An 18946-nucleotide genomic window follows, 5' to 3' on the forward strand; every position below is an offset into this window, starting at 1 on the left:
TGCGGCGTCGCTATGCGCCGGCTCAGGACGCGGCCGCGCCGGTGCGGCGCAGGAAGAACAATTCGCCGTCGCGCTCCACCGTCAGGCCATAGGCGCTGGCGATGGCGCGCAGCTTGCCGGCGTCCAGGCGCCATACCGGCTCGACATCGTCGACGCCGAGGTCGAGGGTCCATTGCATGCCCAGCCAATGGGTGAGCACGAAGCCGCGCTCGCTCAGCAGCCCGGCCAGGGTTTCGAAATAGCGCTCCAGATGGCGCTGGCAGCAGGCGAAGCTGGCCAGGTTGTTGTCGAGAACGCAGTCGAAGCGGCGGTCGCGGAACCGTTCGGCGAACTCCAGGCCGTGCTTGTTGAGCAGATGGACCTGGTAGTCGGCGATGCCGAGGCTGCGGCCGTGCTCCCATTCGCCCTCCGCCACGGTCACCGAGGTCACCCGCGCGCGGCCGGCGAGCAGGCGCGCGACCGAGGAATTGCCGGTGCCGATGTGCAGCACTTCGCCTCCGTCCAGTTCGGCCCGCTCCAGCCAGAGATTGATCGCTTGCTGGTCTTCGGTGGGTTCGCACTGCGAGTAGTCGAGCAGCGGCCAGGTGGCGCGCTCTTCGGCGGCGCGGTGGGTGGCCGCGTGCGGTTCGCGTCCGCAATCCAGGCGCTGCGCGCCGATGTCGAAGCGCGGCCGGAACGCGGCGGCGGAGGCGAGCGAGGGTTCGTTCATGGCAAGGGCCGAGTCGAGCGATGGAGGAGCCGGGTAATGCGGAGCGATGCGAATGCGGGCGCCCACAGCCGGCGGAGTGGATCGATTCTTCAACGCGCGCTGTCGCGGTGTCGAGAGAATGCGCGCGCCGTTCGCGGAACTGCTAAACGTCGTCACAGAAAAGCGAGCGCGCCTGCTTCCATTCTTGCTTGCGAAAAACGCGGCCATGCATCGCGTTTTCGACCGTAGCCAGGTTACGGTTTTGTTGCAGGTTCCGCCCGTTGCGCCGTTCCTCCCCCGTTGTAGCCGATGCAAGCACCGAACGTGCGGCCCTCGTCATGCGGGGCGTCGTATCGACGCGTCCGGTCTGCCCAACAGACCCTGCGGTCCGCCGCGCGCAATGCGTGCGCGGAGCGCGTTGCCGGATGCGTTGTTCTCATGCTGAGCCAGTTCTTCTTGACCGGCCTGGTCGGTTTCTCGACCTTGATCCTGTTGTGTTGCCTGATCTTTCTCGCCGGTTGGGCGGTGTGGCGCGTCTTGCGGCGGCCGCCGTCGCCGACGTTGGCCGACTATCCCTTCGTTTCGATCCTGGTGCCGTTCTACAACGAGCCGCCGGCGTCGTTCCTGCGTACGCTGGAGGCGATCGAGAACGCCGAATACCCCGGCCGGATCGAAGTGCTGCTGGTCGACGACGGGTCCACGAACGCTACGCCGCAGGCGCTGGCGCAGTGGCTGCAGCCGCCGCGCGAAAAGTGCTATCGCCTGGTGTCGTTGGCGCGCAACGGCGGCGCCAAGGGCCTGGCCCTGGATGCGGCCTTGCCGCAGCTGTCGCCGGAGTCGGACGTGGTCACGGTGATCGACAGCGATACGGTGATCCTGCCGTGCTCGTTGCGGCGCGCGGTCGAGGCCCTGTACGCCTCGCCGCGCCATGCCGCCGCCTGCGGGCTGATCGTGCCCGACGAGCGCCATCGCTCCTGGCTGCACCGGCTGCAGTTCTACGAGCATGTCGGGGCGCTCGCGGCGATCCGCTATGTGCAGAGCAAGATCGGTGTGGTCAACGTGGTCGCCGGGGCGTTCTCGTTGCACCGCACCGCGGTGATCCGCGAACTCGGCGGCTGGGGCGACTGGCTGGTCGAGGACATTTCCTGGACCTGGCGCGCCTTCGCCCACGGCTATTCGATCGCCTACGCGCCCGACGCGATCGCGTACACGATCTGCCCGACCACGCTGCAGGGCCTGTTCCGCCAACGCCGGCGCTGGGCGCGCGGACGGCTGGAGTCGTTCCGCGTCGCCTGGCGCATCTCCTGGGCGCGGACCATGACCATGCTGCCGTGGTGGCTGCTGTGGGCGCAATCGGCGCTGGTGCCGACCTTGCTGCTGTTGATCGCCGGCGCGTTGGTCTATCGCAGTCCCAGCCTGCTCGCGATCGCAGGACTGAACTGGTCGCTGATGGCGCTGCTGAATTTCGTCTCGATGATTCAGGCGCGCACCCGGCTGGGCCTGAGACCGTTGGACCTGGCCCTGGTCTCGGTGTGCAACACCGTCATCGACGTGCTGCTGTTGCCGGCCAACCTGATCGGCTTGCTCGACGAACTGCGCGGCGGTCGCAAGACCTGGCTGACGCGCTGAGCGGCGCATGGACTGGCACGGATTCCTGCAGGCCCGGCCACAGGCCTATCTCGGCCGCGGCGCCGCGGACCGGCGCGTACTGGCGCTGACCTTCGACGACGGACCCGGTCGCGCCACGCCGGCCCTGCTCGATGCCTTGCGCGAACTCGATGTGCGCGCCAGCTTCTTCTGCGTCGGCGCGGCGATGCGCGCGCAGCCAGCGTTCGTACAGCGATTGCTCGATGAAGGGCACGAACTGGGCAACCACTCCGAGCGCCATGCCGATGCGCGCGGGATCGAGGCCGGGCAGTGGATGCGCGAGGAAGTAGAGCCGACGGCCGAGGCGCTGGCGGCGGCCGCGCGCGACCGGCCGGTCGCGGCGGCGCCGTTGTTCCGCCCGGCCTACGGCGAACTCGATGCCGCGCAATTCGACGCGCTGGCCGCGGCCGGCTACGTCGTGGTCGGCTGGTCGGTCGACCCGCGCGACTGGTTGGAACCGGACGCGCCGGGCTATGTCTCCTGCGTGGTCGAGTCCGTATTGGCGCGTATCCACCCCGGCGCGATCGTGCTGCTGCACGACGGCGACGACGAAAGCGGCGGCGCGCGCCACGGCATCGTCGAGATCGTGCGTCGGCTGGTGCCGGCGCTGCGGAACCAGGGCTATGGCTTGGTAAGGGCCGGGGAACTGATGGCGGCGGCGGGCGCGGGCCGGACGACGGCGATAAGCTGACGCTTCGATGCCTTCGCGAGTCTGTCGGCTTTTGTCGCTTCAGGCTTCGGGCGGCTGCTGCTGCGGCGGCGGTACCGGCCGCGGTGCGCGGCGCGGTGGCGGCGCTTCGCGGTGCGGTTCGAGGTAGACCGCATTGAGCAGGGGCAGGGCGACGAACAGCGCTCCGAGCCACAGCATCGACGCAGTGAAGAAGCCGAAGCTGAGCAGCATGGCGCCCATCAACAGGGCGAACAGGCCCGAGCCCAGGCGCACGATCAGGGCGAACAGCGAGGATTCGATCCATGCCGCCGAGGCCAGCGCGACCACGAACGGCGCCAACCCGAACAGGGTGCCGATCGGCGAGGGACGGCCGCCGAAGGCGGTGAGAATGACCGCTGCGATGGCGATCCAGTTCCACAAGATCAGATAGCGTCCCATGTGTTGCGGGTCCTTTGGCTGGGGATCGTTGGTCCGCGACGTTGCGTCAGGTAACGGCAGCGCGCGGCATAGGCCAAAACACAGGCCGCGACTCAGCGCCGGCCGGGCGCTGGGGCCAGTCGGGTCAGGGCCCCCGGCTTCCAGGCGTAGTGCCAGGTATGCCGGCCGGGCGCGGGGCAGGCGGCGCTGTGGCCGTTTCCGGCGCCGGCATCGTCCTGACAGAACGGCGATGCCTCGCGAGCGAGGAATGCCACCGAAATGCGCTGGTCCGCCACCCGGATCGATTCGACCTCGCCGGGAATCTGCGCACTGGCGTTCTCGACGTAGCCGAGCGCGCGGACCCGGGCCAGATGGGCTTTCTCGGCGTCGTCGCTGAGGCGCGAGGGCTGCGCGCGCGGATCGTTCGGGCGCAGTGCGTCCAGCACCGTCAGCGAGTTCTCGCAATCGAAATTGGCCTGGGCGCAGGTGGCCGTCAGCAGGAACAGGATTTCGGCGCGGCCGTCGCCGTCGAGATCGGCGACCTGGACCCGGCGGGCGCGGAAATCGCTTTGGATGTCGTCGCCGTAGCGGTTGTCGGCGACCGCGTCCGCTGCGCGTTGGGCCGCGGTCGTATCCGCAGGCGCGGCGAACGACAGGCCCGCCCAACAGGCGAGCGACGACAAGACGACGGCAGTCCTTGGCATGGCGACGATTCCCGGCGCCTCGAGGGTGAGGCGGCTGCGGCCTAGATTACGCCACCGTGCGCGCTGCGCAACGAGACGCCGGCGGTCCGGAGGCGGTGGCGCGACGTGGCCGCGCCGTGCCGGGCGGTCGTGTGGTGGCCCGGTGCGCCCGGCGCCGGTTTTATGCGGCCCAAGCCTCGCCAGCGACGACGGCCTAGGCCGGAGCGGATTGCGTCCGCGGCTGCGCCCGCGGCGCCGTTGCGACCGCCTTGGCGCTGGCCGAGCCCGTCTTGCTCGACGCCTGCACACGCAGCGACGCCTGCGGCGAGGCCTGTCCGGAGCGGGTGCTCGCGCGCGACGCAGCGGGCCGGCGACTTGGCGCTATCGCGCGGATACCGACCCTTTATCGCGCCTGGGCGCGGCTTCGAGTTTTACGGCACTCCGAAAGGCGCGCGCTGATCTGGGCCCTGCCTCAAGCGGTGGCAGGGGCACGCGCGAGAAGACCTGCGTCGACTGCCCCAAGCGCATCGCCCCTTGGTTGCCTGACGTGAGCGGGGTGCCGCAAGGCTAGAACAGGGCGGCGCGAACTCGCCTGCGGGCGAGCAACCGACGGACGCGAACGGTTCCGTCCGCGCTGCCGCGTAGCGGGCGCTCAGCGCGCGTCCGGAAACCGGTTGACCCGGTCGATGCCGTGGATGGCGGCGTTGCTCGCATGCAGGTTGGGCTGGACGACCTTGGCGATGCCGACCATCACATGCCTGTCGACCGATTGGATCGCCAGGCTGTTTCCGTGCAAGGTCTTCAGCGAACTCCAGCGCTCGAACTCGGCCACGGTCTTGCGCCTGGCGATCAGGTGATGGCACAGCAAGTCGATCAGGCGCGGCTGGTTCGGCGCGAGCAACAGCGATTCGAGGTAGCCATCCGGAAGCATGCCGAACGCTGCATCGGTGGGGATGAAGGCGGTGAACGGACCGGGCCCGTCCAGCAGTTCGCGCAATCCGGCGCGTTCGGCCGCGTCGCAGAACACGGAGAACCCGTGCTCGGCGGCGACTTCGAGCAGCTTTCTTGCGGTGCTGTCCGGGCGGGCGATGGAGACGATCCGCGGCATGACGCGCGCGGACAGGGCGGAGGAGTTCATGTGGTTGTCCTTGGATGGCAGCGCACTGAAGCGCGCGCTGCGATGGTGCGATGGATGGAACGAATCACCAGCCCCAGACGCTGATGGCCAGGAGCAGAATGCAGCCCGATATCGCGGTCGCCCAGTACGAGGCGAGCATCTGCCCGCGATTGTCCTTGCAATACAGCGCGCCGCCGCGATCCTGGCTGAGTCGGAAGTTCCGGTCCCTGAGATAGATCATGAGATTGCGCGCACCGCGCGGCGTATTGGGCGGCCCGTTCCGTTCCGATGGGCGAGGGCTGCGGAGGTGATCGCGCTGCTTCGGATGCAAGGTGCCAAGCAGTTTCCAGAATCTGGCCCGAAGCAGGGATTCGATCGCGATCGCCGAAACGAACAGGATCAGCGCGGACAAGGTGATCGCGTTCATTCGGCGCCCGCCCGGGCAGCGGCCAGCCGTCGCCGTAGTCCGCGCGAGCCCTTGTCAGGGAGCGGTTCGCGTCGGTCGCGATCGGTAAAGTAGTGCCGCCACGGTGTGGCCGGCCTCAGCGGGGCGGGATCGGGAGCGAGAATGGGCCAGCCTTCGCTCTCTGCGTCCTGGATCGCTCGCAGGTCCTGCAGGACGAGATTGCGCGCTGCGTGGGCCCGGAGCAGTTCGAGGTGCGCTTGAGCGTACATGCCGTTCTCCGGCCTGCACGCTGAGGAGCGGCTGGCGGCAGACGCTTCGATGCTTGCAGGTACACACCCTATCAGACTTCCTGCGGTTCGGCGCGACGGCGAACTCGTCACGGCGAAGTAACGGAGCAAGGCGCATGTTGGCCGGGTTGCGGTGCAATGCCGCAACGGCTGCTCAAGCCGCGCCGCACGTCCATTCACTCTCCGCATTGAGTCATCGCTCCCGATACGCGGGGGCATCGGCTTCGGCCATCCTCGATTCGCCCGATGCGAATCCATCAGCAGGCCACTTCCATGACTACTCCCCAGAACACCCAGCAAACCGAGACGTCGAACCTCAGCGTGCTCGACACCGTCGCCGCCAACGGTTCGTTCGGCATTTTCGGCCGCGCCGTGGAACAAGCCGGCTTGAAGGAAACCTTGGCCGGACCGGGACCGTTCACCGTCTTCGCGCCGACCGATGCGGCTTTCGACAGCCTGCCGGCAGGCAAGTTGGACGATCTGTTCAAGCCGGAAAACCAGGAGCAACTGAGCTCGATCCTCAAGTACCACATCGTCAACGGCCGGCGCAGCGTGGCCGACGTGGGCAAGTGGGATGCGGCCAGGACCGTCAACGGCCAGCCGGCGCCGATCAAGCGCGAGGGCGAGACCGTCAGCATCGACGGTGCGCGCATCACCGTGGCCGACCTGAGCTCGGCCAACGGGTTCGTGCACGGAATCGACAAAGTCAACCTGCCGGCGGCGAAGCAGAACTAGCGCACGCCGCGAGGCAGGGATAGCCTTCATCGAGATCGTTGGAAAGGCCGGCGCAAGCCGGCCTTTTCCGTTGTGGCGCCGCCGGGCGGGTAAGCGACGGGGCCGTGGGCGCTGCGACAGGCGAATCGATCCAGGGTTCGCGGCAGCGCGCCGAGAGCGGCCCGGATGCCGGGTGCCGACCCTGCGCCGGTACTGCGTTGGGCAGGCCGCGGGCGCAGCGTGCGTCGGCGGAGCTGCGATCCGGTCCTCCCGTGCCGCGCCGATGCGGTAGCCTTCGCCCATGCGCATCCTCGTCGTCGAAGACCAAACGGACCTGCGGCAGGCGGTGGCCAAGCGCATCCGCGCGCTCGGCCACGCCGCCGACGAAGCGCCGGACGGCGCGATGGCCGAATCTTTCGTTCGCAGCTACGTCTACGACGCCTTGATCCTGGACCGGCTGCTGCCCGACGGCGACGCCCTGGTCCTGCTGCGGCGCTGGCGCGGCGAGGGCCTGGGCGCGCCGGCGTTGTTCCTAACCGCCTGCGATCAGGTCGACGACCGCATCGAAGGCCTGGCCAGCGGCGCCGACGACTATCTGATCAAGCCGTTTTCGATGGACGAGCTGATGGCGCGGATCGCGGCGATCGCCCGTCGCGGCGGTTCCATCCGACCCACCCGGCTGCGGGTCGGCGATCTGGAGATCGACCTGGGCCGGCGCGAAGTGCATCGGCGCGGGGTGCTGTTGCCGCTGCGGCCGAAGGAGTTCGCGGTGCTGCAGCGGCTGGCCGAACGCGCCGGCCGGGTGGTGTCGCGCAGCGAGCTGATCGCCGGCTGCTGGGGCGAGGACCGCGAGCCGGCTTCGAACGCCGAAGAAGCGGTGATGGCCGCGTTGCGGCGCAAGCTCGGCGATCCCTCGCCGCTGCGCATGGTGCGCGGCGCCGGCTATGCGCTCGAAGACGGCCCGCTTGAGGGCGGCGATGGCCCCCAGGCTCCGTGACCGCCGGCTGCGCGCCGTCGCGCGGCGCCCGCGCTTCGGTAACCGGCGACCCGATGCAGACCGCCCCCTGTACCGCAACGGCGGCATGGCGCATCGCGTGATCCAGCAGCAACCGGCGGCGCTCCGAATCGAGCGCGGCACCGCGCCGATGCGCCGGGGCGGCCTGGGAGGGGGAGTCGGCGCAGGTCGAGCGCGCGCGATGCCAAGGCGATGCCGACGGTTGCCGGACATGATTGGAGCGCAGGGCTGAATGGAGGATTCGGGGGCCGGGTCGGCCGGCCGACGGAAGGCGGGGAGCCGAGGCCGATTAGGAGGATGATGGTCGCAGGGCCGGACGCGTGTCCGGCCGATGGAGGCGCGCCGTGGCGACCCAAAACATGGCCTGGTTCATTACCGCCTGCGACGACCGTGGCCAATGCGGCGATCTGCTGTGCATCCGTTCCAGCGACGTAACCTCGCTTGGCGATGGGACCGAGAAAACCGAGCAGTTGTCGATCTCGATCCGCAATCGCGAAGGCAGGGCGCTGAGGCGGCGTAGCGAAGGCATCTACGTCGACGATGGGGTGAACAGAGTCTATTGGTCGCAAGATCCTTCCGCGCCCTAGCCGACTATCGGCCAGGGGCGGGGAAAAGGTTGACGCGATCGATGCCGTGGATCGCGGCGTTGCTCGCATACAGGTTGGGCAGGGTGACCTTGGCGGCGCCGACCATCACTTGCTTGTCGATCGCCTGGATCGCCAGGCTGTTCCCATGCAGGGTCTTGAGCGAATCCCAACGCTCGAACTCGGCGACGGTCTTGCGTTTCGGGACGATGTGGTGGCACAGCAGGTCGACCAGGCGCTGCTTGTTCTCGGCCAGGAACAGCGATTCGAGATAGCCCGGCGGAAGCTCGGCGAATGCGGCGTCGGTGGGCAGGAAAGCCGTGAACGGGCCCGGCCCATCGAGCAGATCGCGCAATCCGGCGCGCTCGGCCGCGTCGCAGAAGATCGCGAAGGATCCCTGTTCGGCCGCGACGTCGAGCAGTTTCTTCGCGGCCGGTTCGGGGCGTGCAATGGCGGTGATCCGCGGCATCGTGCCGGCGGACGGAGCGTGGGAATTCATGGGGTCGGCCTTGTGTGGCAGCGCGACTGCGCGCGCTGCGATGGGTGGGGCGAGTCACCAGCCCCAGATGCCGATGGCCAGCAGCAGAAGGCAACCCGATATCGCGGTCGCCCAGTACGAGTAGATCATCGGGCCGCGATTGTCCTTGCAATACAGGGCGCCGCCGCGATCCAGGCTCAGGCGGAAGTTCCTGTCTCTGAGATAGATCATCAGCTTTCGCGCACCGCCTCGCTGGGTCGGCGGCGCTTCCCGCTCGGATTCGCGGCCGCGGTGGGCGTGGTCGTGCTGCTCGGGGTGCAGGTGGCCGAGCAGTTTCCAGAATCTGGCCTGGAGCAGGGATTCGATCGCGATGGCCGCAACGAACAGGATCAACGCGGACAGAGTGATCGCGTTCATTGCCGATCTCGCACGGCGATGCGCGGGCAGCGCCGCCGTCCGCTCGGATCCTGGCCAGGAAAGGGGCGGGGCGAGGCGCGATCGAAAAAATAGTGCCGCCACGGCGTGGCCGGCCTCAACGCGGCCGGATAGCGGCAGGGAACCGGCCAGCCTTCGCTCTCCGCGTCCTGGATCGCGCGCGCGTCCTGTCGGTCGAGATCGCGAGCCGCGTTGGAGCGAAGCAGTTCGAGGTGCGCGTGGGCGTACATGCCGTCCTCCGGCCTGCGGGCTGAGGAGCGGCTGGGAAGACGCTTCGGTGCTTGCAGGTAGCCACCATATCAGACCGCGCATTGCCCGGCGTGACGAGAGCGCCGCCTCGTCACAGCAAAGTAACGAGGCCAAGCGCATGTTGGGCGGGTTGCGGTGCAATGCCGCAACGGCTGCTCAAGCCGCGCCGCACGTCCACTCACTCTCCGCATTGAGTTATCGCTCCTGATCTTTCAGGGGCATCGGCTTCGGCCATCCTCGATTCGCCGAAAGCGGATCCACCAGCAGGTGACCTCCATGAATACCAATCAGAACTCCACTCCGAGCGCCAATCAAACCGCTGCCTCGACCCTCAGCGTGCTCGATACCGCCGCCGCCAACGGCTCGTTCGGCATTTTCGGTCGCGCGGTGGAAAAAGCCGGGCTCAAGGAAACCCTGGCCGGCCCGGGCCCGTTCACCGTCTTCGCCCCGACCGACGCGGCCTTCGACAGTCTGCCGGCCGGCAAACTGGACGAGCTGTTCAAGCCGGAAAACAAGGAACAGCTGAGCGCCATCATCAACTACCACGTCGTCAACGGCCGCCGCAGCGCGGCGGACGTCGGCAAGTGGGATGCGGCCAGGACCGTCAACGGACAGCCGGCGCCGATCAAGCGCGACGGCGAGACCGTCAGCATCGATGGCGCGCGCATCACCGTGGCCGACCTGGCCTCGGCCAACGGGGTCGTGCATGGCATCGACAAGGTCAACCTGCCGGCGGCGAAGAAGAACTAGCGCGGCCGCGAGGCAGGGATCGCCTCCATCGCGAGTTGAAGCGAAAGGCCAGCGCAAGCTGGCCTTTTCCGTTCTGGCGACGGCCCGGTTCGGATTCGGTCGCGTACATGTGCGCACTCATTCGACCTGCGCGGCAAACGCGCATTTCGGCCTCGGAATCCAGACCAGGACGGCATGGTCGAGGCCGAAGACGGTAGGACCGGCGCCCGACCTGTTTTCCGGGCTGCACGACTGGGTGCTGGAGCTGTAGGCGCCTGCATCGCGCGGGCGGCGCCGTCGAAGGTCAACGCTCGCTGCCGCCGCCGTCCTGGGTTTTGCCCGGCGCCGGAGCGATGTCCAGGACATAGGCGACGCCGCCGGCGCGTCCGGAGGTCATCGTGCCGAACTCGGTCGCAGACACGGCGAAGCGGTAGCGTCCCGGCCGCGCCGGCTCGCCTTCGATCCGGGCGCAGTCCTCGCCGCGGGCGTGCTCCAGCCGCAGCCCGTCGGGCAACTCGCCCGAGTCGATCTCGAACGCGGCGATCGGATTGCCGGGGTTGGTAACGCAGAGGGATTGGGCATAAGGCGCACGAACCGAACCGGAGGGCAGGGCGTCGGGTTGCAGGCGCAACTCGCGGCTGCAGCCGGACGCGCCGGCCATCGCCGTGCACGTCGCGAGCGCAAGCCAGAGCGCATCGGTCTTGACCTTGAGCATGGGGCCTTTGCATGATCGATCGCATTCGATCTTAGCCGCTGCTCGGTTCCGATGGCGGCGGACGGACGCGCCGCTCGAAGGCGGCGCGGTTGGCCTATCGCAGGGAGGGGAAGGCTTTGAAACAGGTTTGGTCGGCCGGTTTGGCCTTGCTGGGCGTTTTGTCCGGCGCCGACGCAACGGCGCGCTGCATGGACGTGGAGGGCCGGGTGGCCGCCTGCAGGATCGCCGGGCAGGCGAAAAGCCTGGCGATCTGCCTGGCCGGCGACGAAGCGGTGTATCGCTACGGCCCGAACCAGGGGCCGGACGAACTGGTGCTGCGCGCGCCGCTGACCCAGCTCGGCTATTACCGTGCGGACGGCGCCCAGGGCACGATCGACGAGACGGTGGTGTTCGCCAACGGCGACCATGCCTATCGGGCCCGCTTCGGCTTTCGCGACGGCCAGGCGCCGGATCCGACCGAGCTGCGCAAGATCGGCGAGCTGCAGGTCCAGCGCAAGGGCGACACGGTCGCCGCCCTGACCTGCGCCGCGGACAGCATCGAGCGGGTTCCCGAGCTGCTGCTCGACCGGATGCGCAAGCTCGGGCGCACCCACGCCAGCGACGCGGTCGAGTTTCCCAATTACGACATCGAGTATCCCGGCCCGGTCGCGCAGTCGCCGGCCTGCGAACGCGACTCGAACGTGGACAGTTGCTGGAGCCAGGGCGTCTCCGCTGCGCGCGGCGGCGATCCGGCGCTGGCGCTGGGTTACTTCGACAAATCCTGCGACGCCGACCTGGGCCCGCAAGGTTGCTACGAAGCCGGCAAGCTGTACCTGCACAACCGCAAGCTGCGCGACTACCCGCGCGCTTACGAACGCCTCGGCCGGGTCTGCGCCAGCGACGACATCGGCCAGGGGCCCTACGCCTGCAAGTACCTGGGCTGGATGCATCACACCGGCATCGGCGCGCCGCGCGACACGGCCCAGGCCTGGACCTATCTGTCCAAGGCCTGCTTCCTGCACAACCCGGATTTGTTCCTGGACGCCGAAGGCTGCCACTTCCTCGCCGAAGCGGCCTTGGCCGGAGCGCCGCGCAGCGAACGGCCGCAGCGCGTATCCGGCGAGCGCGGTCAGCTGGCCTATCTCGCGCTGGCGATGGGCTGCGCCGACGGCGCCGAGGGCATCTGCGCCCAGGCCAGGACGCTACTGTCCGACGCCCGCGCCGCATCTGCCGCCTGGGTCGCCGGTTGCGACGCGGACGCCGCGGCGTCGCCGCTCGGCGACTGCGCCGGCCTGATCGCGCCGCAGGCCGATTACGAAGCCAATCGGGCCTTGCGCAAACGGATTCTTTCGCGATTCCGCGACGCGTCGAGCGCGCTGGACGCGCCCTGAAAGCGCGCTGCCGTCGCCGCGTTCGAACCCGGCGGGCACGGCCGGCAAGCGGCGCAGGTGAGGCATGGCGCCGATGCCGAGGAGCTGCGCCGATCGCGCGACCGGCCTGCAGGCGAGGGCGGTTGTCTGGTTGGCGCTTGCTACGGCGGCTTGCCGCCGCCGTAGCGCAGGCACAAAAAAACCGGCGCGAGGCCGGCTTTTTCGTCGTATCAGATTGGTCGGGGAGACAGGATTTGAACCTGCGACTTCTACGTCCCGAACGTAGCGCTCTACCAGGCTGAGCTACACCCCGACTGCTGAGCCGCAAATTCTAGCGACGTCCCCCCGGGTGATGCAAGAGGGGCGATGCAAAAAATTCATCGCGACGGGTCCGGCCCCGATCAAAGCCCGCCCGGAGGCGGTTCCGGCGCTTTCGCCCCGGATCGGTCGTCGTGCCCCGGCGCGGCAAGCCAGGAGCGGGGCGGGACGTTAAACTGTTTGCGTCGGTTGCGCCAGCCGTTCGTCCGTCCGCGGACGGGCCCGGGCGCCGCCGCCGGCCCGTCCGCCCGACCCCATTGGAGTACCGCTTGATCAAGCCCCGCACCCCGCCCGGGGTCATGGAGCTCTTGCCCCGTGACCAGATCGCCTTCCAGCGCATGCTGGACACGATCCGCCGCAACTTCGAGCGTTTCGGCTTCCTGCCGATCGAAACGCCGGTCATGGAGCTGTCGGAGGTACTGCTGACCAAATCCGGCGGCGAGACCGAGCGCCAGGTCTATTTCGTCCAGTCCACCGGCGCGCTGGAGAAGAGCGCGCAGTCGGGCGAGCGCGGCGTGCCGGAAATGGCCCTGCGCTTCGACCTGACCGTGCCGCTGGCGCGTTACGTGGCCGAACACGAGCACGAATTGGCGTTCCCGTTCCGCCGCTACCAGATGCAGCGCGTGTACCGCGGCGAGCGCCAGCAGCGCGGCCGCTTCCGCGAGTTCTATCAGTGCGACATCGACGTGATCGGCAAGGACGCGCTCAGCGTGCGCTACGACGCCGAGCTGCCGGCGGCGATCTACGCGGTGTTCTCCGAGCTCAACATCGGCGCCTTCACCATCCAGCTGAACAACCGCAAGCTACTGCGCGGCTTCTTCGAAGCCCAGGGCGTGGCCGATGCGCAGCAGCAGGCGCTGGTGCTGCGCGAGGTCGACAAGCTGGACAAGCGCGGCGCCGACTACGTGCGCGAGACCCTGACCGGGCCGGAGTTCGGCCTGGCCGCGGATGCGGTCGCCACCATCCTCGACTTCGTCGCGATCCGCTCGACCTCGCACGAGGACGCGCTGGCGCGCCTGGCCGCGCTGGGCGAGGGCAACGAATCGCTGCGCCAGGGCGTGGCCGAGCTGCGCGAGGTGCTGGGGCTGGTGCGCGCGCTGGGCGTGCCGGAAAAGAACTACGCGCTGAACTTCTCGATCGCGCGCGGCCTGGACTACTACACCGGCACGGTCTACGAGACCACCCTCGACGACTACCCGCAGGTCGGTTCGATCTGCTCGGGCGGCCGCTACGAGGACCTGGCCAGCCACTACAGCAAGTCCAAGCTGCCCGGCGTCGGCATCTCGATCGGCCTGACCCGGCTGTTCTGGCAGTTGCAGGAAGCCGGCCTGGTCAGCACCGCCGACAGCAGCGTGCAGGTGCTGGTCACCCAGATGGACGAGGCCCACCTGCCGCACTGCCTGGCGATCGCCAACGAGCTGCGCCACGGCGGCCTCAATACCGAAGTGGTGATGGAGGCGTCCAAGCTCGGCAAGCAGTTCAAGTACGCCGATCGCGCCGGCATCCGCTTCGTGGTCGTGCTCGGCGAGGACGAACTCGCCAAGGGCACGGTGACGGTCAAGGACCTGCGCCGCGAAGATCAGTTCGAAGTCGCGCGCAGCGAACTCGCCCGCACCCTGCGGGTCGAGCTCGAACAGTCGCGGGTCATGCAGTGATCGATCCGCGCGCCGGTCGCGTCGGCACCGCCGGCCGTCCGGACGCGCCGACGCGCCGTTGGCGCGCGCCCCCTTCCCATCCCGCGCGGCATCCGCCGCGGCGGGATCGGGCGCCGGCTGCGGCCGGTTTCCACCCCGCGACCGGCGGCCGCCGGCGCGGTTCCCATCGTTCCATTGACGCACCGACTCCCGAGTATGCGCGGCCGGTTCCGGCCGTCGCAGATGATCGCCAGGGTGCGATGCGGAGAACCCACGCTTGAACAAGATCCAACTCGATGGCCGCTCTTTGACGCGGTCGCAGCTCGTCGCCGTGGCTTACGGCGCCCAGGTCGAACTGTCCGCGGCGCAACTGCCGGCGGTAGCGCGCGCGGCCGACTTCCTGGCCGAACAGGTGCGCCGCGAAGAACCCATCTACGGCGTTTCGACCGGCTTCGGCAGCAACGCCGACCGCCTGCTCGGCGCGCATCACCTGCGCGACCAGCTGCCGGGCGCCAAGCGCAACGAAGAGACCCTGCACGAAGAGTTGCAGCGCAATCTGATCGTGACCCACGCGGTCTGCGTCGGCGAGCCGTTCGCGCCGGAAATCGTCCGCGCCATGCTGTGCATCCGCATCAACACCCTGATGCGCGGCCACTCCGGCATCCGTGTGCAGACCCTGCAGGCGCTGACCGATATGCTCAACGCCGGCATCGTGCCGGTGGTGCCGCAGCTGGGCTCGGTCGGCGCCAGCGGCGATCTGGCGCCGCTGTCGCATCTGGCCATCGTCCTGCTCGGCGGCGGCGAAGCCTTCTACCAGGGCCAGCGCCTGCCCGGCGCCGAGGCGCTGGCGCGCGCCGGTCTGGCGCCGGTCAAGCTGTCGTACAAGGAAGGCCTGGCGCTCAACAACGGCACGGCGCAGATGCTGGCCTGCGGCGTGCTCGCCCTGGCCAAACTCGAGGACCTGCTCGATACCGCCGATCTGGCCGCGGCGATGACCATCGACGCCTTCGCCGGCCGCCTGGGCGCGTTCGCCCAGGAAGTGCACGCGCTGCGTCCGCATCCGGGCCAGGTCGAAGTCGCCGCGAACCTGCGCAAGCTGCTCGACGGTTCCACGCTGTCCGACATTCCCTACCACCTGGTGCCGCGCTTCCGCGCCTGGCAGCCGCAGAGCTGGGACACCCCGGCCGCGCAGCAGCTCAGCTTCGACATCGGCTGGGACTGGGTGCCGTTCGGCCAGCGCCACGGCCGCGAGAAGTTCTACAATCGTTTCCGCCCGTTCCGCGGCGGCAAGAAGCACCAGCCCCAGGACAGCTACTCGTTGCGCTGCATCCCGCAGGTGCACGGCGCGGTGCGCGACGCCATCGCCCAGGCCGCGCGCGTGCTCGAAGTCGAGCTCAACTCGCTGACCGACAACCCGATCGTGTTCCCGGACGCGCAGGCCGAGCACGTCGAGCAGCAAGTGATCTCGGCCGGCCACTTCCACGGCATGCCGCTGGCGCTGGCGATGAGCTATGTCAAGGCGGCGATCCCGGTGCTGGCGAGCATTTCCGAGCGCCGCCTCAACAAGCTGGTCGATCCGGCCACCAACGACGGCCTGCCGGGCTTCCTGATCGGCAACGAAGACTCGACCGAATCCGGCCACATGATCGTGCAGTACACCGCCGCGGCGATCGTCAACGACCTCGCCAGCCGCGCGCATCCGGCCTCGGTGTATTCGATTCCGACCAGCGCCAACGCCGAAGACCATGTCTCGATGGGCGCCAACGAGGCGCGCCACGTGCTGGCGATGGCCGACGACCTGGGCAAGGTGCTGGCGCTGGAGCTGTACACCGCCGCCCAGGCGCTGGACCTGCGTCGCGACATGATCAACGCCGCGCGCGATCTGGCCGATCGCGCCGACGCCGCGACGCTGGCCGCCAAGGTCGCCGGCGGCCCGCTGGCGGCCAGCGATGATCACGCCGGCTTCCTGGCCGAAGTCGAAGGCCTGCGCGCCGAACTGGCCGCGGCCGAAGAGTTCCGCCCGGGCCGCGCGGTCGCCGCCGCGCACGCCGCGTTGCGCGAGGCCATCCCGTTCCTGGATCACGACCGCGCCCTCGACGGCGAAGTCGCGACCGCGGTGCGGCTGGTGCGCGACGGCACCGTGCTCGACGCGGCACGCGCTACGCTGCAGGGCTGAAGTCCCAGGCGCCTGTGCATTCCCTCTCCCGCTCGCGGGAGAGGGGTAGGGGCGCGATGAACGCCAGCGGCGAAGGCCAGCGGTGAAAGGCAGGGGGCCCGTCATGCAGATCGTCCGTCACAACGACCGCGTTTTCACCTTGCGTCCGCTGCTGGCGCCGGACGAATGCGCCGAACTGATCGCCTTGGCTGAGGCGCACGGCTTCGAGCCTGCCGGCGTGCGCACCGCCGACGGCGGCCAGAAACCGATGGCGCACGTGCGCAACAACGAGCGCGCCGTGTTCGAATCGCCGCACTGGGTCGGCGCCCTGTGGCAGCGCCTGCGTGCGGTCGGCCTGCCGGCGTTGGACGGCGAAGTCGCGGCCGGCTTGCCGCGCGCCTTGCGCTTCTACAAATACGGCCCGGGCCAGCGTTTCCGCATGCACAAGGACGGCCCCTGGAGCGAAGACGGCCGGCTCAGCCGGTTGACCCTGCTGGTCTATCTCAACGACGGTTTCGGCGGCGGCGACACCGACTTCCGCCAGTTCCGGGTCGTGCCGCGCGCCGGCGACGGCCTGCTGTTCGTCCACGACACCTGGCACGAGGGCGCGACGGTCGAGTACGGCACCAAGTACGCGCTGCGCTCGGACGTGATGTACGCGCCGCCGGCATAAGCGGCGCGCGGTTCAGGACGCCAACCGCTCCGCCCCCCAGACCCGCACGCAGTCGCGGCCGTCGGCCTTGGCCAGATACAGCGCCTGATCGGCGAATTGCAGGGCCGCCTCCACCCCCAGATCCGCATCCGGCGCGATCTCGTGCACGCCGATGCTGGCGGTGACCGGGATGTCGCGGCTGCGGCTGGGGCAGGGCTGGGCGGTGAGGCGTTCGCGCAGTTCCTCGGCGACCCGGGCGCCGGCATCGAGATCGTGGTCGGGCAGCACGGCGACGAATTCCTCGCCGCCGAAACGCGCCAGCAGGGCGTGGTGCGGAATCAGCACCTGGGCGATCAGGCCCGCGGCCCAGCGCAGGCATTCGTCGCCGATCAGATGACCGTAGCGGTCGTTGATCTGCTTGAAGTGGTCCAGGTCGATCATCATCAGCACCAGCGGCCGGCGTTGGCGGCGCGAGCGGTGCAGCAGCGATTCGAAGGCCTCGCGGAAATGGCTGCGGTTGTGCAGGCCGGTCAGCGCGTCGCGCTGGCTGGTTTCGCGCAGCCGTTCGTGCGCGTCCTCGAGCTGGACCAGGGCCTGGCGCAGCTCCAGCGTGCGCAGCTCGACCTTGTGCTCGAGCTGGTCGCGCGCCTCGCGCACGATCCGCTCGTTCTCGCTGCGCAGCGACGAGTAGCGGTAGCCCAGGGCGACCGAAAGCAACAGCATCTCCAGAGCCGAGCCGATCTGCACCCCGTATTCGGTGATGAACATCTTCGGCAGCAGGTCGAAGGCGATCGCGGCGAACATGCCGGTGCCGAGCAGGAACGCCGACCACGCCAGCAGGAACAGCCGCGCCGGCTTGTAGCCGCGGCGCATCGCGACCAGGCTCTCGACCGCGATCCAGGCGATGCTGACGAACACCGCCGCCGAGGCGATCGGGGTGGCCACGCGATAGGGCAGGCGGGTCGCGGCCAGGCCGAGCACCACGAAGAACGCGATCATCGCCAGGCCGACGTAGTCGCCGCCGCGCCAGCGTTGGCGCAGGCCGAGGAACTCGCGCGCGAACTGCTGCATGCCGATCTGGGCCAGGCAGATCGACAACGGCACCGAATGGTCGGCCAGCCAGGGCGACTGCGGCCACAGGTATTCGAAGCCCAGGCCGTTGAGGGTCAGCAACACCAGGCCGAAGGCGCAGATGTGGAACAGGTACCAGAAGTAGCTGGAGTCGCGCAGGCTCAGCCACAGCACCAGGTTGTAGAAGAACAACGCGGCGAGGATGCCGTAGTACAGGCCGATGCCGAGCTGAGCGTCGCGCGCCAGTTCGGTGAACGCGCTGGGGGTGTACAGGGTCAGCGGCACCTGCATCGAGCTTTGGCTGCGCACGCGTACGAACACGTCGACGGTCTCGCCGGCCGGCAGGTCGATCCAGAAATTCGGATGGCGGTAGCGGATCGCGCGCGCCGCGAACGGCAGGCTGTCGCCGCCGGCCTGGTAGGTCGCGACGCCGTCGGCGCCCGCGGTGTACACGTCGAGCCGGTCGCTGAGCGCGAACTCCTGGACCAGCAGCCAGCGCGGCACTTCGGCGTTGCGGTTGCGCACCGCGATGTGGAACCAGAATGCGCCGGGCTGGAACCCGAACGAGTTGCGCCCGCCGGGCAGGGGCTGGAAGCGGCCGTCGAGCATCGCCTGGCGCGCGCCGTCGAGTTCCAGCCGGCCGCCCGGGTCGTGGTAGTAGGCGGTGAACGGCGCCAGCTCGACCGCGCGCGTGCCGCGGCCCAGGTCGAGCACGCTATGCGCCTGCGCCGGCAGGGACGCGGTGAGCAAGGTCCACGACAGGGCGAGGCAGAACAAGCGGAGCGCCGCGGCAGCGCGGCGCAGGCGGACGGGCACGGCGGACTGGGTCGTGTTCATCTTCCATGGCGGTGACGGACGCAGGCCGTTGCGTCGCGCGGGCGGGAGGCGCCCGCGGAGGGGGCGCGGGCAGGGCGTGTTCTGGGTCTTAACGCG

The 18946-nt window shown here is 69.1% G+C and carries 20 protein-coding genes and 1 tRNA gene; 10 read left to right on the forward strand and 11 right to left on the reverse strand.

Annotation, left to right across the window (positions count from 1 at the left end; all coding sequences use genetic code 11):
- Positions 1-22: 22 nt before the first annotated feature.
- Positions 23-709, reverse strand: a complete 687-nt coding sequence (locus V2J18_RS08790) for a hypothetical protein (RefSeq protein ID WP_064749646.1) — start codon at positions 707-709, stop codon at positions 23-25.
- A gap of 417 nt (positions 710-1126) precedes the next feature.
- On the opposite strand from V2J18_RS08790, the gene V2J18_RS08795 reads away from it, so the two are divergent.
- Both V2J18_RS08795 and V2J18_RS08800 read left to right on the forward strand, forming a co-directional pair.
- A complete protein-coding gene (locus V2J18_RS08795; RefSeq protein ID WP_336131576.1) occupies positions 1127-2317 on the forward strand; it encodes a glycosyltransferase family 2 protein in 1191 nt (396 codons plus the stop codon).
- A gap of 7 nt (positions 2318-2324) precedes the next feature.
- Positions 2325-3026, forward strand: coding sequence for a polysaccharide deacetylase family protein (locus tag V2J18_RS08800; protein ID WP_336131577.1), 702 nt, complete (start codon positions 2325-2327; stop codon positions 3024-3026).
- Between the two features lie 39 nt (positions 3027-3065).
- Here V2J18_RS08800 and V2J18_RS08805 read toward each other — a convergent pair whose 3' ends face one another.
- The 4 genes from V2J18_RS08805 to V2J18_RS08820 all read right to left on the reverse strand — a co-directional run bounded on the left by V2J18_RS08805 (position 3066) and on the right by V2J18_RS08820 (position 5649).
- Entirely contained in the window at positions 3066-3443 is a 378-nt protein-coding gene (locus V2J18_RS08805) for a hypothetical protein (protein ID WP_064749649.1), read from the reverse strand.
- A 92-nt stretch (positions 3444-3535) separates the two neighbouring features.
- Complete coding sequence (locus V2J18_RS08810) at positions 3536-4105, reverse strand: hypothetical protein (protein ID WP_336131578.1); 570 nt, start codon at positions 4103-4105, stop codon at positions 3536-3538.
- A gap of 652 nt (positions 4106-4757) precedes the next feature.
- Positions 4758-5243, reverse strand: coding sequence for a fasciclin domain-containing protein (locus tag V2J18_RS08815; protein WP_336131579.1), 486 nt, complete (start codon positions 5241-5243; stop codon positions 4758-4760).
- A 64-nt stretch (positions 5244-5307) separates the two neighbouring features.
- The gene (locus V2J18_RS08820; protein ID WP_064749652.1) at positions 5308-5649 is read right to left on the reverse strand and encodes a hypothetical protein; all 342 of its coding nucleotides are present in this window, start codon (positions 5647-5649) and stop codon (positions 5308-5310) included.
- A gap of 539 nt (positions 5650-6188) precedes the next feature.
- Here V2J18_RS08820 and V2J18_RS08825 point away from each other — a divergent pair.
- The 3 genes from V2J18_RS08825 (at position 6189) to V2J18_RS08835 (ending at position 8231) form a co-directional block, all read left to right on the forward strand.
- The gene (locus V2J18_RS08825; protein ID WP_064749653.1) at positions 6189-6650 is read left to right on the forward strand and encodes a fasciclin domain-containing protein; all 462 of its coding nucleotides are present in this window, start codon (positions 6189-6191) and stop codon (positions 6648-6650) included.
- A 280-nt stretch (positions 6651-6930) separates the two neighbouring features.
- Positions 6931-7626: a response regulator gene (locus tag V2J18_RS08830; protein ID WP_336131580.1), complete on the forward strand. Its 696-nt coding sequence runs from the start codon at positions 6931-6933 to the stop codon at positions 7624-7626.
- Positions 7627-7988: 362 nt separating this feature from the next.
- Positions 7989-8231, forward strand: a complete 243-nt coding sequence (locus tag V2J18_RS08835) for a hypothetical protein (RefSeq protein ID WP_141233589.1) — start codon at positions 7989-7991, stop codon at positions 8229-8231.
- A gap of 4 nt (positions 8232-8235) precedes the next feature.
- On the opposite strand, the gene V2J18_RS08840 is transcribed toward V2J18_RS08835, so the two are convergent.
- Genes V2J18_RS08840 through V2J18_RS08850 form a run of 3 tightly spaced genes read right to left on the reverse strand, consistent with a single transcriptional unit; the run spans position 8236 to position 9371 of the window.
- Entirely contained in the window at positions 8236-8727 is a 492-nt protein-coding gene (locus tag V2J18_RS08840; protein ID WP_079248341.1) for a fasciclin domain-containing protein, read from the reverse strand.
- A gap of 54 nt (positions 8728-8781) precedes the next feature.
- Positions 8782-9123, reverse strand: a complete 342-nt coding sequence (locus V2J18_RS08845; RefSeq protein WP_064749657.1) for a hypothetical protein — start codon at positions 9121-9123, stop codon at positions 8782-8784.
- Entirely contained in the window at positions 9120-9371 is a 252-nt protein-coding gene (locus V2J18_RS08850; RefSeq protein WP_064749658.1) for a hypothetical protein, read from the reverse strand. The genes V2J18_RS08845 and V2J18_RS08850 overlap by 4 nt, the downstream gene beginning before the upstream one ends.
- A gap of 295 nt (positions 9372-9666) precedes the next feature.
- On the opposite strand from V2J18_RS08850, the gene V2J18_RS08855 reads away from it, so the two are divergent.
- On the forward strand, positions 9667-10140 hold the full coding sequence (locus V2J18_RS08855) for a fasciclin domain-containing protein (RefSeq protein WP_064749659.1): 474 nt from the start codon (positions 9667-9669) through the stop codon (positions 10138-10140).
- 283 nt (positions 10141-10423) lie between these two features.
- Here V2J18_RS08855 and V2J18_RS08860 read toward each other — a convergent pair whose 3' ends face one another.
- Positions 10424-10834 carry a hypothetical protein gene (locus tag V2J18_RS08860; RefSeq protein ID WP_336131581.1) on the reverse strand — a complete coding sequence of 137 codons (411 nt, stop codon included), beginning with the start codon at positions 10832-10834 and terminating at the stop codon, positions 10424-10426.
- A 116-nt stretch (positions 10835-10950) separates the two neighbouring features.
- Here V2J18_RS08860 and V2J18_RS08865 point away from each other — a divergent pair, with 116 nt between their 5' ends.
- Positions 10951-12204, forward strand: a complete 1254-nt coding sequence (locus tag V2J18_RS08865; RefSeq protein WP_336131582.1) for an SEL1-like repeat protein — start codon at positions 10951-10953, stop codon at positions 12202-12204.
- A gap of 215 nt (positions 12205-12419) precedes the next feature.
- Here the strand turns inward: V2J18_RS08865 and V2J18_RS08870 are convergent.
- Positions 12420-12496 (reverse strand) — tRNA-Pro (locus V2J18_RS08870).
- Between the two features lie 274 nt (positions 12497-12770).
- Between V2J18_RS08870 and hisS the strand changes: the two genes are divergently transcribed.
- The 3 genes from hisS (at position 12771) to V2J18_RS08885 (ending at position 16963) form a co-directional block, all read left to right on the forward strand.
- Positions 12771-14156, forward strand: a complete 1386-nt coding sequence (gene hisS / locus V2J18_RS08875; RefSeq protein ID WP_336131583.1) for a histidine--tRNA ligase — start codon at positions 12771-12773, stop codon at positions 14154-14156.
- Positions 14157-14412: 256 nt separating this feature from the next.
- Positions 14413-16311 carry an HAL/PAL/TAL family ammonia-lyase gene (locus tag V2J18_RS08880; RefSeq protein ID WP_336131584.1) on the forward strand — a complete coding sequence of 633 codons (1899 nt, stop codon included), beginning with the start codon at positions 14413-14415 and terminating at the stop codon, positions 16309-16311.
- Positions 16312-16414: 103 nt separating this feature from the next.
- Complete coding sequence (locus tag V2J18_RS08885; RefSeq protein WP_336131585.1) at positions 16415-16963, forward strand: prolyl hydroxylase family protein; 549 nt, start codon at positions 16415-16417, stop codon at positions 16961-16963.
- A gap of 12 nt (positions 16964-16975) precedes the next feature.
- Here V2J18_RS08885 and V2J18_RS08890 read toward each other — a convergent pair whose 3' ends face one another.
- Positions 16976-18850, reverse strand: coding sequence for a sensor domain-containing diguanylate cyclase (locus tag V2J18_RS08890; RefSeq protein WP_336131586.1), 1875 nt, complete (start codon positions 18848-18850; stop codon positions 16976-16978).
- Positions 18851-18946 lie beyond the last annotated feature (96 nt).

This window comes from Lysobacter firmicutimachus, from assembly GCF_037027445.1.
GTDB lineage: Bacteria > Pseudomonadota > Gammaproteobacteria > Xanthomonadales > Xanthomonadaceae > Lysobacter > Lysobacter firmicutimachus.

What these genes read in the sequence shown, in the direction of transcription:
- V2J18_RS08790 (WP_064749646.1), bottom strand. Translation starts at nt 709, where the DNA reads ATGAACGAACCCTCGCTCGCCTCCGCCGCCGCGTTCCGGCCGCGCTTC.
- V2J18_RS08795 (WP_336131576.1), top strand. Translation starts at nt 1,127, where the DNA reads ATGCTGAGCCAGTTCTTCTTGACCGGCCTGGTCGGTTTCTCGACCTTG.
- V2J18_RS08800 (WP_336131577.1), top strand. Translation starts at nt 2,325, where the DNA reads ATGGACTGGCACGGATTCCTGCAGGCCCGGCCACAGGCCTATCTCGGC.
- V2J18_RS08805 (WP_064749649.1), bottom strand. Translation starts at nt 3,443, where the DNA reads ATGGGACGCTATCTGATCTTGTGGAACTGGATCGCCATCGCAGCGGTC.
- V2J18_RS08815 (WP_336131579.1), bottom strand. Translation starts at nt 5,243, where the DNA reads ATGAACTCCTCCGCCCTGTCCGCGCGCGTCATGCCGCGGATCGTCTCC.
- V2J18_RS08820 (WP_064749652.1), bottom strand. Translation starts at nt 5,649, where the DNA reads ATGAACGCGATCACCTTGTCCGCGCTGATCCTGTTCGTTTCGGCGATC.
- V2J18_RS08825 (WP_064749653.1), top strand. Translation starts at nt 6,189, where the DNA reads ATGACTACTCCCCAGAACACCCAGCAAACCGAGACGTCGAACCTCAGC.
- V2J18_RS08830 (WP_336131580.1), top strand. Translation starts at nt 6,931, where the DNA reads ATGCGCATCCTCGTCGTCGAAGACCAAACGGACCTGCGGCAGGCGGTG.
- V2J18_RS08840 (WP_079248341.1), bottom strand. Translation starts at nt 8,727, where the DNA reads ATGAATTCCCACGCTCCGTCCGCCGGCACGATGCCGCGGATCACCGCC.
- V2J18_RS08845 (WP_064749657.1), bottom strand. Translation starts at nt 9,123, where the DNA reads ATGAACGCGATCACTCTGTCCGCGTTGATCCTGTTCGTTGCGGCCATC.
- V2J18_RS08850 (WP_064749658.1), bottom strand. Translation starts at nt 9,371, where the DNA reads ATGTACGCCCACGCGCACCTCGAACTGCTTCGCTCCAACGCGGCTCGC.
- V2J18_RS08855 (WP_064749659.1), top strand. Translation starts at nt 9,667, where the DNA reads ATGAATACCAATCAGAACTCCACTCCGAGCGCCAATCAAACCGCTGCC.
- V2J18_RS08860 (WP_336131581.1), bottom strand. Translation starts at nt 10,834, where the DNA reads ATGCTCAAGGTCAAGACCGATGCGCTCTGGCTTGCGCTCGCGACGTGC.
- V2J18_RS08885 (WP_336131585.1), top strand. Translation starts at nt 16,415, where the DNA reads ATGCAGATCGTCCGTCACAACGACCGCGTTTTCACCTTGCGTCCGCTG.
- V2J18_RS08890 (WP_336131586.1), bottom strand. Translation starts at nt 18,850, where the DNA reads ATGAACACGACCCAGTCCGCCGTGCCCGTCCGCCTGCGCCGCGCTGCC.